The organism is Halobaculum sp. MBLA0147 (genome assembly GCF_041361345.1).
Lineage (GTDB): Archaea > Halobacteriota > Halobacteria > Halobacteriales > Haloferacaceae > JAHENP01.
The window spans coordinates 2,644,885-2,660,241 of sequence record NZ_JBGKAD010000001.1 but is presented as its reverse complement, the minus strand read 5'-3'; the positions used below and the strand labels follow the sequence as shown (position 1 = coordinate 2,660,241).

The window sequence follows — 15,357 nt, the reverse complement described above, 5'->3', positions numbered from 1 at the left end:
CAAGAATTGCGCATGGATTTCGGACTCTCGGCGGAGCACCGGATGATCCGCGACCAGGTGCGCGAGTTCGCGGACGAAGAGATCGAACCCGTCGCCCAGGAGATCGAGGACGACCACCGCTTCCCGGCGGAGATCTTCGACCAGTTGGCGGAGTTGGACATCATGGGTGTCCCCGTCTCCGAGGAGTACGGCGGGCTCGGCGGCGACCAACTCATGTACGCGCTCGTCACCGAAGAACTCGGCCGTGTCTCCGGCGGGATCGGACTCTCGTACGCCGCACACGTCTCGCTCGGCTCGAAGCCGATCGAACTGTTCGGCACCGACGAGCAGAAGGAGGAGTGGCTCCGCCCGCTCGCCGAGGGCGAGGAGATGGGTGCGTGGGCGCTCACGGAGCCGGAGTCCGGCTCGGACGCCTCCGACATGGACACGATGGCCGAGAAGGACGGCGACGAGTACGTCCTGAACGGCACCAAGCAGTTCATCACCAACGCCAGCGAGGCCAACAGCGTGCTCGTGAAGGCCGTCACCGACCCCGAGGCCGGCTACGACGGCATCTCGACGTTCATCGTCGACCCCGAGGACGACGGGTTCGAGGTGACGACGATCTGGGACAAGATGGGTCTCAACTGTTCGCCCACCTGCGAGATCCGTCTCGACGACGTGCGCATCCCCGAGGACCGACTGCTCGGCGAGGAGGGTGAAGGGTGGAAACAGACGATGAAGACGCTCGACGGCGGACGGATCTCCATCGCGGCGCTGTCGACCGGGCTGGCGCAGGGTGCCTACGAGGCGGCGGAGGCGTACGCCGGCGACCGCGAGCAGTTCGGGAAGCCGATCTCGAAGTTCGACGCGATCCGCGACACACTCGTCGACATGCACCGGAAGACGGAGCGGGCGCGGCTGCTCACCCACAAGGCGGCGACGCTGTACGACCAGGGTGAGTCGGTGACGCGCGAGTCCTCGCTGGCGAAACTGGACGCCTCGGAGGCGGCCCGCGAGGTCGCCGAGGACGCCGTCCAAGTGTTGGGTGGGTACGGGTACACCGAGGACTTCTCGCCACAGCGGTACTACCGCGACGCGAAGCTGATGGAGATCGGCGAGGGGACCAGCGAGATCCAACACCTCGTCATCGGCCGGGAACTCGGACTGTAGCTCACGAGGCAGGCGACTCCCTCCTCGTCACCGCGACGACCCGACGGCCGAGGCCGTGTCGACGCACGACCGCGTCGTCCCACCGGCAGTGTATTTATACTTCCGGGGGCGAATCCTCACCCGAGACGGGTTCACACGATCGATGGCCTACAACGAGACGTTGTTGACGGTGACGGCGTTCGTGTCGGCGGCCGTGTCCGGGGCGACGGCACTGGCTGCGGTGTCGCGGAGCCGCGGGAGCAGCCGTGTCGCGGGCGACGCACTCGCCGGGGTGGCGCTCGTCGCCGCGTTGTGGGCGGTCTCGTTCGGGTTCCGTGTCTCGGCGGGTGGCGTCGGGACCGCGCTGACCTGGTTCCGCGTCGGGCTCGTCGTCTCGACGGCACTCCCGACGCTCGCGCTGGTGTTCGCGTTGTTCCAGACGGGCAACGGCGGCGTGTTGGGACAGTGGACGGCGGCGGCGTTGGCGGTGGAACCGACCGCCGCGGCGTCGCTGGCGGCGACGAACCACCTCCACGAGCTGTACGTGGTCGGGACCGAGACCGTCGCGCTGGGTGAGGGAGTCGTCCTCGTCCCGGTTCCGGGGACGGCGCTGCTCGTCCACTCGGTGTACAGCCTCGTCGTCGGACTCGGGGCCACGCTGCTGTTCGCGGTGGAGGCGGTCGCGACGGAGGGACCCTACCGACGACAGGCGGCGCTGTTGTGTGTGGCGGTGGCGATCCCGATCTGTACGACTGGAGCGACGTTGGCCGAGGTCCCGCTGGCGCCGGCGTACAACACGACGCCGGTGTGGTTGGGACTCTCGTCGCTGCTGCTCGTCGTCGCGATCCGGGCGTACGGACTGTTCGACGTGTCGCCGGTGGCTCACGAGACGATCATCGCGGAGATCGACGACGCGGTCGTCATCGTCGACGGACGTGGACGCGTGGTCGACAGCAACCCGGCGGCGACGGCGGCGTTCGGCGTCGACGAGAGTGACGTGGGACGCGCCGCGACCGACGTGTTGCCGAACGCGGCCGCGGTCGACCGGCTGCTCGCCGGCGAGGAGACGACGCTCTCGACGGGCGACGACCGCCACTACGAGGCGACGGTCACCTCGCTGTCCGTCGGGAACCGGGCCGGCGACAGCCGCGTGTTGGTGTTCCGGGACGTGACCGACCGCCAGCGGGTCGAGCGCCGCTTCCGCACGTACGTCGAGCAGTCGAACGACGCGCTGATGGTCCTCGACGACGAGACGACCGTGGAGTACGTGAGCGCCGCCGCCGAACGGGTGTTCGGCCGGCCCCCGGAGTCGATCGAGGGCCGGACGGTCTTCTCGCTCGTCCACCCGGACGACCAGTCGGACATCCACCGAGTGTTCCGGTCCGTGACCGACGGCGGGCGGGTGGTCGACGACGCCGAAGACGGATCGACGACGGGTGTCGGGGCGACGACTGGCGTCGACCGGGTCGGTGGCGACGACGGAGTCGATCGGGTCGGTAGCGCGACGACGGTCGACCGGATCGAGGGGCCGACCGACGACGGACGAGCGAGTGGTGGACGAGCGGACGACCGCCAGCCGGGCGAGGAACCGTCCGGCGGCGACGTGGGTGAGGACGCACGCGACAGAGAGCGGTTCCGGATCCGTCACGGCGACGGTGGGTGGCGGACCGTCGAGGCGGTCGTCGCCGCCGGTGTCGGGGACCGTGGCGACCGACTGCTCGTGAACGTCCGGGACGTGACGGACAGACAGCGGTACGAACAGCGGTTGCGCGTGCTCAACCGGGTGCTCAGACACGACCTCCGCAACGACGCCAACGTCGTGTTGGGGTACGCCGACCTCCTGTTGAAGTCGGACCTGGACCCGGGGATCAGAGAGCGCGCGGAGGCGGTGCGGCGGAAGGCGAACCGCCTCGTAGAGCTCGGCGAGCAGGCCCGCGAGGTCGACCGGACGCTCCACGCGGAGGGTGGCGAGACGCACCGGATCGACCTCGACGACGCGATCGACAGCGTGGCGTGGCGGGCACGCGAGACGTATCCGGACGCACAGGTCGACACGGACTGTCCCGACTCGGTGAGTGCACAGGGGAACGAACTCGTCGAGTCCGCGCTGTGGCACCTCGTCTCGAACGGGATCGAACACAACGACAGCGAGGAACCGTGGGTGCGCCTCTCCGTCGAGCGTGGTGACGACTGGGTCCACGTCACGGTCACCGACGACGGGCCAGGCATCCCGGAGTCAGAGCGGAAGGTGTTGGCACACGGCACCGAGACGGCACTGGAACACGGGAGCGGCCTCGGGCTCTGGCTCGTGAAGTGGATCACCGACAGCGTGAACGGCAACGTCTCCTTCGCCGAGCGGGACCCCCGCGGCTCGGCTGTCACCCTCGAACTCGCCGCGCCAGTCGAACGACCCGCGGACGCGACGGACGGCGACAAGCCGGGCGGCACCTCGGACGGCGAGAGTGCGGGCAGCGGCACACCAGACGGGGGAGACACGGACGACGATCCGGCGGAGTGACTTCGGGGGCGGCCCGGTCACGCCCTCGTCGTCTCACCCGACCAGGACGAGTGGGTCCGTGTCGGCCGCCGGCTGCTCGCCGACGACGGCACGGAAGGCGGCCGCGTGGACACGTCGACAGTCGTCGCACGTCTCTCGGTCGAGATCGGTGGCACTCGCGAACTCCGGCCACACGTGCGCCGGGACGGCGAGGTAGTAGGCGTCGCCGTGTCGCTCAACGAGTGGGTCCGCGGGGAACGCGCGCCGGTACTCGTACGCCACGTCCGCGACGCTGGGTGACTCGCGGACGGCGGCCTGGATCGCCGCCAGCGCCGTCGCGAGTCGTTCTGGCGCGCGCTCCGTCACACCGGCGAACGGTGCCGCCGGGTCGACGGGCGTGGCGAGGAGGTCTTCCAGTGTCGACTCGTCGGTCGTCGCCGCCGCCGACTCCGTCTCCTCCGTCGCCGGCGGCTCCGCGTCGTCTGTCACACCCGTCGCCGACGGCCCCCCGTCGTCCGTCGCACCCGTCGCCTCCGCGTCGTCTGCGTCGGTCACGGGCCGTCTACGGGGGCCGGCGGCTTCAACGAGTCGCCCGACACGTCGGCCGCTCCTCTCCCCGTCCGCTCCTCTCCCCGCTCGCTCGTCACCTCACCCGTCCGTCGTCTCGTCGCCGTCTGCCCGCGCCGCGGCGAGCCACTCGTCAATCGCGTCACACAGTCGTTCGGCGACCCGTTCGCGCTCCGTCTCGTCTCGGTTCCGTTGGAGGAACAGCGCCTCCAGGTACGCGACCGCGTTCACCAGCCGGTACGCGCGAGCACAGCCCCTCGCGCCCGTCGGGAGTGGGCGGACGGACTCGTACCCCTCTCTGAACGCCGTCACCAGCGCCGGCTCGTCGTCGCCGCCGAGCGGGCCGACGGTCCGCCAGTAGTCGTAGCCCGGCGGCGCGGCGAGCGCGTGTTCGAAGTCGATCAGCGACGCCGGCGACCCGTCGACGACTCCGAGGTGGTCCGGGAGCACGTTGCCGTGACAACAGACCGGCTCGCCGACGGCGGCGAAGGCGTCGGGCGTGGCGGCGAGGTAGTCGAGGACCGCGTCGGCACGCGCGACCGCCGCCGACCGCTCCCGGCTCGCGAGGTACTGCCTGTGGCCGCGGAGCCGGTCACACACCGCCTCGCACCACGTCGTCGCGCCGTCGACGACGAGGGCGACGCCGTCCGACGACCCGAGCGACAACTCGGTCCCAGTGGAGGAGCGTCGCGTCCCGTCCGAGTCGTCCGCGATGCCCATCCTCGGTCCGTCCAGGTCGTTCGCGACGCAAGTCGTCGTGGCGTCCGCGACGGAGGCAGTGTGATCGCCGTCGGTCGTCGTGGCGTCCGCGTCGGAAGCCGTCGTGAACGACCCGTACGTCGAGACCGCGTCGGCGGAGTCCGCGTGGAGTCGTGCGAGCACGACGCCGGCGGCGCGACACCACGCCGTGTCCGGTTCGGGTGGCTCGTCCGGAACCGTGTCGTCCCAGGCGACGAGGTAGTGGTCGGCGCCGACGGCGAGCACCGGCGGCACGGGGACACGCGTCTCCGCGGCCGCGTAGGCGTGGACGTGACCCTCGACGGCGGCGTGTCCGCGGCGGTGCGCGTCGCGTTTCAGAACCGCACGACGCCCGTCGACGCGGACCTCGTGGACGCGGTACGGCGGCACCGCGTGGAGTTCGCGCTCGACGGCGTAGTCGTCCGTGTACTGTGCGAGCGTGTCATGGACTGCGTCGTCGACTGTCATCTGTGTCGTCGTCGCGTGACGTGCGACGACCGGCCGGACGGTGCTGCCGCTCCGGCCGCGTGAGAACGTACCGGGACAGACGGGGCCGTCCGACAAGAGCGTTCTGCCGGACCGCCGCCGGTCTACCGCTCGCGGACGCGCATCGGCATCGGGTGGTCCGGGTGCATCGTCAGCGAGCCGCGGAGGTCCAACTCGGGCCCCTCGTAGTCGAGTTCGTACTCGCTGCCAACCGTCGCGAGGATCAGCTTCGCCTCCAGCAGCGAGAGCTGTTTGCCGATACAGTGACGCGGGCCGCCGCCGAACGGGAAGTACGAGAACCGCGGTCGGTCGGCGCGCCGCTCCGGTTCCCACCGGTCCGGGTCGAACGTCAGCGGGTCGTCGTACCACCGCTCCGAGCGGTGGATCCCCCACTGCGGGAGCATCAGGATCGAGCCCGCCGGGATGCGGTAGCCGGCGATCCGTACGTCCGTCTTCGGCTCGCGGAACAGCGTGTACACCGGCGGGTACAGTCGCATCGCCTCCGAGAGCACGCGGTCGAGGTAGTCGAGCCCGCGCACGTCGGTCGCCGTCGGCCGCCCGTCGATCCCGTCGAGTTCCGCGTGGACGCGCTCGCGCACCGCCGGGTGCTCCGACAGCAGGTAGTAGGTGTACGTCAGTGTGAGGGCGGTGGTGTCGTGACCCGCCAACAGCATCGTCATCAGTTCGTCGCGGAGCTGGCGGTCCGACTGCTCCCCGCGGTCGCGGGCCCGCAGCAGGATCGACAGTAGATCCATCGGCAGACTGCTGTCGACGGCGTCGCCCGCCGGGTCCGGGTGGTCGCGGGCCGTCCCGCGTCGCTCGGCGAGCACGTCGTCGAGCACGTCCTCCAACGCGGCGACGGCGGCGTCGAACTCCCGGTTCTCGGCCGTCGGGGCCCAGTCGGGGACGATCGCTCGCATCGGACTCGGCTCGAAGCGCTGGCCGAGGGGTTCGAGGTTCTCCTGGACGCGGCGAACCGTCTCCGCGGAGATCGAGGTGCCGAACATCGCCGAGACGATGATCCGGACGGTGAGCCGTGCCATCTCCAGTTGGACGTCGACGCGGTCGCCGGCGCTCCAGTCGCCGACGGTGTCGCGTGCGTGGTCGACCATCACGTCGTCGAGCCCGGCGACGCGTCGGGCGTGGAACGCCGGGTTCGCGAGGTCGCGTTGCCGCTCCCAGGTGTCGCCCTCCGAGAGCAGCAGTCCGTCGCCCAGCAGGTCGTCCATCGCGCTGTCGAGGTCGGGTTTCCGGAACTTCGCCCACTCGGAGACGAGGACACGCTCCACGTCGCGGGGGTTCGTGAGCATGTACGTCTCCCGCGGTCCGAGTTCGAGGTGGACCACGTCGCCGTAGGCCGCCTCGCAGGCGCCGATGAACTCGAAGGGGTCCCGCGCGTACTGTCGTCCGTTGCCGAACACGGGGACACCCTTCGGTCCGGGTGGGGTGGTGCTCATGTCCGTTCCCTGGGGCGGGACGACCAAAAGCCCGCCGTCCCGGAGTGTCACACCTCACCACGCCGTGACGAGTCTCCCAGTGGCGGAGGGTCACTCCTCGCGGTGCGTCGCCAGCGCGTCCGAGACGGTGAGCTCGCCCAGCGCGACGCGGCGCGCGAGGTCGGCGTCGATGGTGCGGTCGCCGTCGGACAGTTCCCGCGAGCGGTTCTGCACGCGCTGGATCTCCCCCGGCGTCGGCTCCACGTCACGGGTCTCGACCGGCTCCCCCTCCATCCGGGCGATGTTCACCGCCGCGAGCACGTCGGCCATCCCCTTCCCCGTCGCACCGGTGCCCAGCGACGGCGTCGTCCCCGTCTCGTCGACCAACTCGACGGCCACGTCCTCGAGTTCGTTCACCAGACGCGCGCCGTGGAGCCGCGCGCCGTCGCCGACGCGGACGAGCGCGTCCGGTTCGCCGGCCACCTCCCCGCGGACCGTGTCGACGGCTTCCGACAGCGGGACGTGGTAAGCCGTGACGACGGTGTCGCCGGACAACACGGCGATGCCGGGCCGCTCGCCAGGGTCGACGCCGACGACGGTCCGCGCGTCGTCGCCGCGCAACAGCCCCATCGCCTCCGCGACACCCTCGCGAGCCGTGTCGGCGGTCGTCGTGACGTGCTCGACGCCCGCCTCGGGGTAGGAGACGCCGTCCTCGGCCGCCGACAGCACTACCTCCGCCCGCTCCGGGAGCGGCTCGCCCGGCTCCGCGGTGGTGAACGTCGCGGCGCGGTCCCGGAGTTCGGAGACGGCTGCGTGGTACAACGCGAAGTCGCTCGTGACGACGACGATCACACCGGTCCGTCCGGTCCCCGCCGGTTTAGCTCCCGCGGCGCGTGCGGCGCTCCCCGGGACAACAAGCACAGAAGACGTTTACCACGAGGAGGAGACGACGCAGGCGATGGCCCTCCACGACGGACTCGCACCCCACGGCGCGGTGCGTCGAGCGACACTCGCCGTCCTCGCCGTCGCGCTGGCGGTCGCGACGGCCGGGTGTGTCGCCACGCCCGGCACCGCGCCGAGCGATACGGACACGAGCGCGACGGCCACCGGTTCGCCCGGGACCGACTCGCCCACGCAGACCCCACCACCCGACGACGCGGACACGACACCCGACGGCTCGCCCGCGGAGAGTCCGACGGACACGCCCGTCGCCGGCCCGGCGACACCGCTCCCGAACGAGACGGTCTCGCTCCCCGAGGGGCCGAAGGTCGCGCCAGAACGGCCGTCGGAACTCACCGCGGAGACGGTCCGGCGCTACGCGCGGACGTTCGAGTACCGGTACGTGTACAACGCGCTGTGGTACGACGAGTACTCCGACGTGTCGGCCGACTGTGAGGTCGACACCGTCGAGCGCGTCGACGTGGGCTGGAAGGCGGTCGTCACCTGCACCGCCTACTCGAACACCGGTGGCCCGACGGACGGTACCGCGAGTCCGACGGAGCTCCACGCCGACTGGTTCACGCAGTCGTTCACCTACCTGATCGACGAGAACTCGACGGTCAGACGCGAGGCGACGGGCGCCGAGCGCGAGGGGTGACTCGGGCCGTTCAACTCGGACGAACGGTCGGGTGAACCCTCGACTGTCGGTCGGCTACTCGTCCGGGGTCTCGTGCAGGAACGTCTGAAACTCCGTCGTACGGCCGTCCGGATCGTCGGCGAAGAACTGGTAGATCTCGTAGCGCTCGTTGACGTGTGGCGCCTCGCGGGCGGCGTCGCCGACCCGCTCGTGGGCGGCGTCGACGCCCGCGCGGTCGTCGTAGACGAAGGTGACGATCCCCTCCGTCTCCGTACCGGTGCCCTGCTCGTCGGCGTCACAGAACCCGATCCGGAACCCGTCGTACTCGAGGATCGTGCAGCCGGGCTGTTCGAGCCACACCTCGGCCCCGACCGTCTCGGTGTACCACTCCACGACGCAGTCCCGCTGGGTCGTCCGGAAGAAGACGAGTCCACTCACACGCCGTGGCTCGACGGAGAGCCACAAAAACGCACCCGTTCGTGGCGACGGGTCGACGTCGAACCCACCCCCGGCGAGGGTCGTGCCGGCGGCTCACGCCACGCGGCGACTCACTCCCCGTCGCTCGCCTGCCGGCGCTCGCTCGGGACGACACCGGCGATCAACACGACGAAGCCGACGACGCCGAGCGCGCCGAACGCGGGCATCGCGACGATGGTCAACGCGCGGTCGAGTCCCTGCGTCGCGACGACCAGCCGGACGAGGAGGTAGCCGGCGACCGCGGCCAACACCGAGAACCCACCGATCAGCACCCGCCGTGGCTGGAGGCGTGCGCCGTCGTCGCTCCCACTCACGTCCGGACCGGGGGCTGGCGACGGGTTAGGTGTTCCGCTCTCCGCGACGACGGGACGGCCGCGTCGTCGCTCGGTCGAACTGTCGCGTCGTCGTCTGGGTGCCGAGTCGTCGTCTGGACGTCGGATCCTCGCCGTGACACGGAGTCGCCACCCGGCTGGCCGCCACCGCCACGGCTTTGCACCCACGGCTCTACTGTACGCCCGTCTATGACGACAGTCGAGATCGAGTACTGCGTCCCGTGTGGGATGTTGGAGCGTGCACAGTCCGTCCAGGCCGCGATCCTCGAGGAGTACGGTCTCGAACTCGACGAGGTCGCACTCGTCACCGGCGACGGCGGCGTCTTCGAGGTCCGTGCCGACGACGAACTGCTGTTCGACGCCGACGAGGACGAGTTCGACCTCGACCAGATCGTCGCCGACGTAGCGCCGTTCGTCGGCGCGACGGCCTGACACCGACGACATCCTCAGCCCGTCGAGAGAGTCGACCCCCGGGCGAGGGGCCCGACGCGACGGCGGTCCCACCGGCCGGGCGCGTCCACAAGATACTCCTACCTGTAATTACATCTCATTAGCGTGTCCCAGACAGGCATCGCGCGTCCCGACGCACTGTTGGCGGTGATCGGGGTGGGGTTGCTGGCGGTCGTCTTGGGGGGCGTGACCGCCGCGCCGACGGGGCTGGTCGCCGGCACCGGCACCGTCGTCGCGACCGGCGCGATGGCCGACGGCCTGTTCCGGAACCCACCTGTCGAGTGATGCGCTGCGGGGGTCCCCGGTGCGGGCGTCGAGAGTCGACTCGGTGTCGTCCGCCCGTCCTCACAACTCCCCGTCGCGGGCCATCGCCCGCACCTCGTCGGCCCGCTCGCGGATGGCGGCCCACTCTTCGTCGTCCTTCCCGTCGACGTGGTTGTACATCAGTCCCATCCGGCCGGTGCCGCGGAGCACCGCCTCGTTCTCCTTCAGGAAGTCCCAGTAGAGACTGTTGAACGGACACGCGCCCTCACCCGTCGTCTTCGTGTGGTAGTAGGCACACGACGAGCAGTGGTCGCTCATATCGTTGACGTAGTTCGCCGAGGAGGCGTACGGCTTCGAGGAGAGTACGTCCGTCGCGAACGACCCCATCCCGACGGTGTTCGGCGTCGTCACCCAGTCGTAGGCGTCGACGAACCCGAAGTGGAACCACTCGTCGAGTTCGTGCGGGTCCGCGCCGTACAGCGTCGCGAAGTTCGCCAACAGCATCAGCCGCTCGATGTGGTGGGCGTACCCCCGTTCCCAGACGTGTCCGACCGCCTCCGACATGCAGGTCATCTCCGTCTCGCCGCTGTAGTACAGCTCCGGCAACTCGCGGGTCGCGTCCAACTGGTTCGTCTCCGCCAACTCCGGCATCGCCTCCCGGTAGACGTGTCGCATGAACTCCCGCCAGCCGAGGATCTGCCGGACGAACCCCTCGACGCTGTTGAGCGGGATCGTCCCCTCGCGGGTCACCGCCTCGGCCGGCGCACCGGGTTCGACGCCGCGCTCCTCGTAGGCGGTCTCGACGCGTTCGACCACCTCCATCGGGTCGAGTAGCCCGAGGTTGATCGCCGGCGACAACAGCGAGTGGTCCAGAGCCCACTCCCCCTCGACCATCGCGTCCTGGTACGGCCCGAACGCGGGGAGTCGCACCTCGACGAACTGTTCCAGCGCCTGGAGCGCCTCCGCGCGGGTGACCGGCCAACAGAACTCGTCCAACTCGTGGTTCCCCCAGAGGTGGTCGTACCGCTCGATGACCATCGCGTGGACCTCGCGGGTGATCTCGTCGGGCTCGAACGTCGCCAGCGCGGGCGGCTCCCAGTCGTCCGGCGGCGTCTCGCGGTTGTCGTCGTCGTAGTTCCACTCCCCGCCGACGGGGTCGCCGTCGTCCATCAACACGCCGGTCTCCCGGCGGACGTGGCGGTACCAGTGTTCCTGTCGGTACGTGTCGCCGCGGTCCGCGGCCCACTCGTCCCACTCCGCAGGGGTGGTGAGGAACAGGTCGTTCTCGACGAGGGTCACCGTGAGGCCGGCGTCGGCGGCGAGGTCCTGCAGTCGTTCGCCGGCACGGTGTGCGGCGGGTCGCTGTAGGACCAGGTCGTCGTCCGGCGCGGCGGCGGCGTACTCCGCGAGCCCCGCCGCGAACGACTCCGCCTGCAGGTACGTCACGTCGTAGCCGTCCGCACGGAGCCGGTCGCGGACGTGACGCATCGCGGAGAAGACGAGCGTCAACTTGTACGGGTGGTACGGGAGTCGGTCGGCGAAGTCGTACGCCTCGATCATGAGCACCTCGTCCTCGCCCGCGAGCGGTGCGGCGTCGACCGAGAGTTGGTTGCCGAGTAGCCAGAGTGTCATGGGTGGTGTCGCGACGCCGGGTCCCGGTGGCGGGCCCGGTCGTGGTACCACTCGTAGGGGCGTCGCCGACAAAGAGGTTGGGCGGCGGGCGGAGGCTCCCGAGGCCCGTCGGCGCCGACACCGCACGCTCACCACGAGGGAGACGGGACGGAGTCGACGCACCACAGACGGGACGGAGTGGACCTCACCACAGACACGACGGAGTCGACGCACCACGGACGCGACGACGTTGCCTCTCCCGAGACACGACGACGTTGCCTCTCCCGAGACACGACGAAGTGGGCCCTCCCCGGAATCCTTTTGCGCCAGACGACCCAACTCCAGACACTATGGGTATCGGTGGCGGCTCGGACATGTACAGACAGCAGATCCTCGACCACTACAAGAACCCGCGCAACTACGGAGAACTGGAGGAGCCGGACTTCTCGCACACCGGCGAGAACCCCTCGTGTGGCGACACGATCACCGTCGACGTGCGCCTGGCCGACGACGGGGAGACGATCGAGCGGGTGGTGTTCTCCGGCGACGGCTGTGCCATCTCGCAGGCCTCGGCCTCGATGCTGTCGGAGCGACTCCACGGGATGACGCTCGCGGAACTCGAGGAGTTGGACCGCGACGACGTGACGGAGATGCTCGGGGTCGACATCTCTCCGATGCGGATCAAGTGTGCCGTGTTGGCTCGACAGGTGGCCCAAGACGGCGCGAAGCTCCACGAGGGCGACATCGAAGATCTGGACGTGACGAAGACCGAGGAGTAGCGGAGAGTGAGAACGAACGGGAGAGGGTTCACACACTTTCGGACTCTCCGTTCGTGATTGAACTCCTCGTAGTATGTACCATTCAGAAGTTTCTTCATAAATGATCACATCGGCCAGACTATGCGCAGAGAAGGTGACCACTGGAGCATCGAGTACCAGGACGGTGTCGTCGTCGGACGGTTCCACGAGGAGATGCCGATGGAGGCGTTCGACTACGCAGGTGCTGCGTACGGGGAGATCGTCGACAGATACGAGGAAGACGTCGTCGCGAGTGCAGACTTGGTGAACATCACGGACCCGTTCTCGAAGGACGCGTTCGAAGTCTGGGAAGCCGCCGCACAGGAGTCGGCACGGCTCCCGAACTTCCAGCGTGCTGCCCTGTGTGCAGAGCGGATCAAGGCGATGTCACTGAAGGCCAAGTACGACATCGAGGGTGCCGAGATAGCCACGTTCGACGACTTCGAGAGGGCGATCGAGTGGGCACGGCACGGTGAAGCGACGACGAGTCGGTAGACGGCGTCCGTACTGTGATAGCGTCGAGACCACGTCGTGCTTTCGACTCCGACCGTGGGAGTGGTCGGTGTGGCTCGCTAGAACACGCGACGAGACACGGCCCGTCGGCGTCGGGCCGGACGGTGTGCCCCTTCGTCGGCGGGCCCTACTCCGGCATCAGACCGCCGTCCTCGACGCGCATCACGGCCTCGCCGTCGGCGAGGTTCGGCGCGTCGACGAGCCGGACGATCCGCTTGTCACCCTTCGACTTCCGGAGGTAGATCCGGAACGTCGACTTGTGACCCAGGATGTTCCCACCGATTGGCTGAGTCGGGTCCCCGAAGTACGAGTCCGGGTTCGAGGCGACCTGGTTCGTCACCAGCACGGCGGCGTTGTGGAGGTTCCCGACCTGGTCGAGGTCGTGGAGGTGTTTGTTCAGCTTCTGTTGCCGTTCAGCGAGTTCACCCCGGCCGACGTACTCCGCGCGGAAGTGGGCCGTCAGCGAGTCGACACACAGCAGCTTCACCGGGTACTCCGTGTCCTCGGCGTCCGCGGCGAGTTCCTCGGCCTTCTCCGCCAGCAGCATCTGGTGGTTGGCGTTGAACGCCTTCGCGACGTGGATGTGGTCGAGGAAGTCCTCCAACAGCGCCTGCATCGTCTCCTCGTCGCCCGGCTCGCCCTCGATCTCGCGCCGCTCCAGCTCGTCGGCGAGGATCTCGTCGTCGAGCCCGCGGATCATGTCGTCGATCCGTTCGGGCCGGAACGTGTCCTCGGAGTCGATGAACACCGCGCCGCCGCCCAGGCCGCCGTGTTCCGGCGGGAGCTGGACGTTCACCGACATCTGGTGTGTCACCTGCGACTTCCCGGAGCCGAACTCGCCGTACACCTCGGTGATCGACTGCGTCTCCAGCCCGCCGTCGAGGAGCTCGTCCACCTCGTCGATCTGCCAGGAGAGCTTCCCGATCCGCTGGCGTCGTTCGAGCACGGTCGAGCCGGACTCGAACCCACCCACGTCCGCGGCCTCGCGGGCCGCCTGGATGATGTCTGCCGATGTCGAGTCGCCGATGTCGGCCGTGTTCGCCAGGTCGCCCGCGCTGGCGACCGCGATGCTCTGGTACGTCTCGAATCCTGCGTCCACGAGTTTGTCCGCCGTCGCCGGGCCGACGCCCGGGAGGGCTTCGAGGTCGTCGTCTGCCATCGTACCATACTCTGGTGCGGGACGACACATAAACCCCCGTTAACAGCAGAGTGAAAGTGAAACGGCGGGACAAGGCGGCGGCGTCGCGTCGCTCGTCCGAAGGTTGAAACGACGGGAGTGGACTCGCGCCGTCGTCGCGGACGTGACGGGGAGAGGTGGGTGTCGCCGGGCGGCGGCGAGAGTGTGGGTGTCGCGACCCGGCGACGGGAGCGACACCAGTTTGTCCGCGCGGCGCCGACCAGGTAGCATGACCGACGACACTCCCGGGCGCTACCGCGTCCACGCCCGGATCACCCGCGACGGGGAATCCGCGTTCGTGTTGATCGACTGTGCGGAGACGGACGACCCCGCGGAGGCGTACGAGCCGGTCGTCGTGGCCGCAGACGGCTACGAGGGGGCGCTCGCGGAGACCGTCGCCGAGTTGGAGACGGGGAACCGCGTGGCCGCGACGCTGGACTGGACCGGCCCGGACGCGACCGCGAGTTTCGAGACGCTGTCCGTCGAGCGGCGCACACGCTTCCGGTTCGCCGACGAGGTCGAGGGGTTGTTCGAAGCCGCACGCGACGCGTGGGAGGCGGCACGCCGCGACGGCGACGCCGTGAACGCTCGCGTCACCCGCGACACGGACGGCGAGCCGAACGGTTCGTTGTACGTGTTCGGCGACCCCGCGGGCCGGGACGTGTTCCACGAGTTCCGGAGCGGTCGCCGGCCGATCGACCCACTCGTCGAGCGTGTCGACGAGGCTGCGGCCGCGCGCGAGGGCGACGAGGGTGAGGATGAGAGGGAGGGAGGAGCCGAGGCTGCGGGCGCGGGGAGAGTGGGGGGCTCCGACGGTGGGTCGTTCGCGGCCGGCAGTCTCGCCTCGCGACTCCCACAGGCGGACGAGGAGACGGCCGCCAGTGGCGACGAGGAGCAGTCTGCCGGAGACCGCACGGAGCAAGCCGACGAGGACGCGACGGCCGCGGCCGGTGACGGCACGGAGCGTGGTGGGGACGCGGTGTCCGAGACCGACGGTCTTCCGCCGCGGGAGGTGTTCGTCCTGCGTCCAGTCGACGGCGCGTTCGTCGTCGTCTACGTCGTCTTCAGACGCGACGGACTCCTCGCCGAGACAGTCCGCGACACCTACGAGTCGCTCGCAGAGTAGTACCGTCGCTCATCGGAGACCGTCGCCCGCGAGCGACCGTCGCTCGTCAGAGCGCGTCACCGCCGATCGGAGACGGCCGTCTCGCCCGACGGCTCCGTGGCTCGTGGTCTCGTGTCGTGTGCAGAAGGCAGTGGTGTGGGATGCCAGCCCGACCATGTGCTAGCTGCCCGGCACGGTGC

General features: G+C 69.5%; 16 protein-coding genes. 8 read left to right on the top strand and 8 right to left on the bottom strand.

What is annotated here, in order from left to right; genetic code table 11:
* Nucleotides 1-12: 12 nt before the first annotated feature.
* Both RYH80_RS12790 and RYH80_RS12785 read left to right on the top strand, forming a co-directional pair.
* Nucleotides 13-1,152: an acyl-CoA dehydrogenase family protein gene (locus RYH80_RS12790; RefSeq protein WP_370904273.1), complete on the top strand. Its 1,140-nt coding sequence runs from the start codon at nucleotides 13-15 to the stop codon at nucleotides 1,150-1,152.
* Between the two features lie 55 nt (nucleotides 1,153-1,207).
* Nucleotides 1,208-3,649: a histidine kinase N-terminal 7TM domain-containing protein gene (locus tag RYH80_RS12785; RefSeq protein WP_370904272.1), complete on the top strand. Its 2,442-nt coding sequence runs from the start codon at nucleotides 1,208-1,210 to the stop codon at nucleotides 3,647-3,649.
* A 33-nt stretch (nucleotides 3,650-3,682) separates the two neighbouring features.
* On the opposite strand, the gene RYH80_RS12780 is transcribed toward RYH80_RS12785, so the two are convergent.
* The 4 genes from RYH80_RS12780 to RYH80_RS12765 form a co-directional block, all read right to left on the bottom strand.
* Nucleotides 3,683-4,183, bottom strand: coding sequence for a DUF8048 family protein (locus tag RYH80_RS12780; protein WP_370904271.1), 501 nt, complete (start codon nucleotides 4,181-4,183; stop codon nucleotides 3,683-3,685).
* 93 nt (nucleotides 4,184-4,276) lie between these two features.
* Complete coding sequence (locus RYH80_RS12775; protein WP_370904270.1) at nucleotides 4,277-5,401, bottom strand: phosphotransferase; 1,125 nt, start codon at nucleotides 5,399-5,401, stop codon at nucleotides 4,277-4,279.
* A 122-nt stretch (nucleotides 5,402-5,523) separates the two neighbouring features.
* Nucleotides 5,524-6,876, bottom strand: coding sequence for a cytochrome P450 (locus RYH80_RS12770; protein ID WP_370904269.1), 1,353 nt, complete (start codon nucleotides 6,874-6,876; stop codon nucleotides 5,524-5,526).
* Nucleotides 6,877-6,966: 90 nt separating this feature from the next.
* Complete coding sequence (locus tag RYH80_RS12765; protein WP_370904268.1) at nucleotides 6,967-7,707, bottom strand: RuvC family protein; 741 nt, start codon at nucleotides 7,705-7,707, stop codon at nucleotides 6,967-6,969.
* A gap of 106 nt (nucleotides 7,708-7,813) precedes the next feature.
* Between RYH80_RS12765 and RYH80_RS12760 the strand changes: the two genes are divergently transcribed.
* Entirely contained in the window at nucleotides 7,814-8,452 is a 639-nt protein-coding gene (locus RYH80_RS12760) for a hypothetical protein (RefSeq protein WP_370904267.1), read from the top strand.
* A 54-nt stretch (nucleotides 8,453-8,506) separates the two neighbouring features.
* Here RYH80_RS12760 and RYH80_RS12755 read toward each other — a convergent pair whose 3' ends face one another.
* Both RYH80_RS12755 and RYH80_RS12750 read right to left on the bottom strand, forming a co-directional pair.
* Nucleotides 8,507-8,869: a VOC family protein gene (locus RYH80_RS12755; RefSeq protein WP_370904266.1), complete on the bottom strand. Its 363-nt coding sequence runs from the start codon at nucleotides 8,867-8,869 to the stop codon at nucleotides 8,507-8,509.
* Nucleotides 8,870-8,979: 110 nt separating this feature from the next.
* Nucleotides 8,980-9,222: a hypothetical protein gene (locus RYH80_RS12750; RefSeq protein WP_370904265.1), complete on the bottom strand. Its 243-nt coding sequence runs from the start codon at nucleotides 9,220-9,222 to the stop codon at nucleotides 8,980-8,982.
* Between the two features lie 207 nt (nucleotides 9,223-9,429).
* On the opposite strand from RYH80_RS12750, the gene RYH80_RS12745 reads away from it, so the two are divergent.
* Nucleotides 9,430-9,672 carry a SelT/SelW/SelH family protein gene (locus RYH80_RS12745; RefSeq protein WP_370904264.1) on the top strand — a complete coding sequence of 81 codons (243 nt, stop codon included), beginning with the start codon at nucleotides 9,430-9,432 and terminating at the stop codon, nucleotides 9,670-9,672.
* Nucleotides 9,673-9,795: 123 nt separating this feature from the next.
* On the top strand, nucleotides 9,796-9,975 hold the full coding sequence (locus RYH80_RS12740) for a DUF8015 family protein (protein WP_370904263.1): 180 nt from the start codon (nucleotides 9,796-9,798) through the stop codon (nucleotides 9,973-9,975).
* Nucleotides 9,976-10,035: 60 nt separating this feature from the next.
* Here the strand turns inward: RYH80_RS12740 and RYH80_RS12735 are convergent, their stop codons facing one another.
* Nucleotides 10,036-11,586 (bottom strand): cryptochrome/photolyase family protein, encoded by a 1,551-nt coding sequence (locus RYH80_RS12735; RefSeq protein ID WP_370904262.1) that lies wholly within the window; start codon nucleotides 11,584-11,586, stop codon nucleotides 10,036-10,038.
* Between the two features lie 335 nt (nucleotides 11,587-11,921).
* Here RYH80_RS12735 and RYH80_RS12730 point away from each other — a divergent pair, with 335 nt between their 5' ends.
* Together RYH80_RS12730 and RYH80_RS12725 are read left to right on the top strand one after the other, a co-directional pair.
* Entirely contained in the window at nucleotides 11,922-12,344 is a 423-nt protein-coding gene (locus RYH80_RS12730; protein ID WP_370904713.1) for an iron-sulfur cluster assembly scaffold protein, read from the top strand.
* A gap of 120 nt (nucleotides 12,345-12,464) precedes the next feature.
* Nucleotides 12,465-12,857 carry a hypothetical protein gene (locus RYH80_RS12725; RefSeq protein ID WP_370904261.1) on the top strand — a complete coding sequence of 131 codons (393 nt, stop codon included), beginning with the start codon at nucleotides 12,465-12,467 and terminating at the stop codon, nucleotides 12,855-12,857.
* A 145-nt stretch (nucleotides 12,858-13,002) separates the two neighbouring features.
* Here the strand turns inward: RYH80_RS12725 and radA are convergent, their stop codons facing one another.
* On the bottom strand, nucleotides 13,003-14,034 hold the full coding sequence (gene radA, locus RYH80_RS12720) for a DNA repair and recombination protein RadA (protein ID WP_370904260.1): 1,032 nt from the start codon (nucleotides 14,032-14,034) through the stop codon (nucleotides 13,003-13,005).
* Between the two features lie 247 nt (nucleotides 14,035-14,281).
* Between radA and RYH80_RS12715 the strand changes: the two genes are divergently transcribed.
* Nucleotides 14,282-15,178 carry a DUF6663 family protein gene (locus tag RYH80_RS12715; RefSeq protein WP_370904259.1) on the top strand — a complete coding sequence of 299 codons (897 nt, stop codon included), beginning with the start codon at nucleotides 14,282-14,284 and terminating at the stop codon, nucleotides 15,176-15,178.
* Nucleotides 15,179-15,357 lie beyond the last annotated feature (179 nt).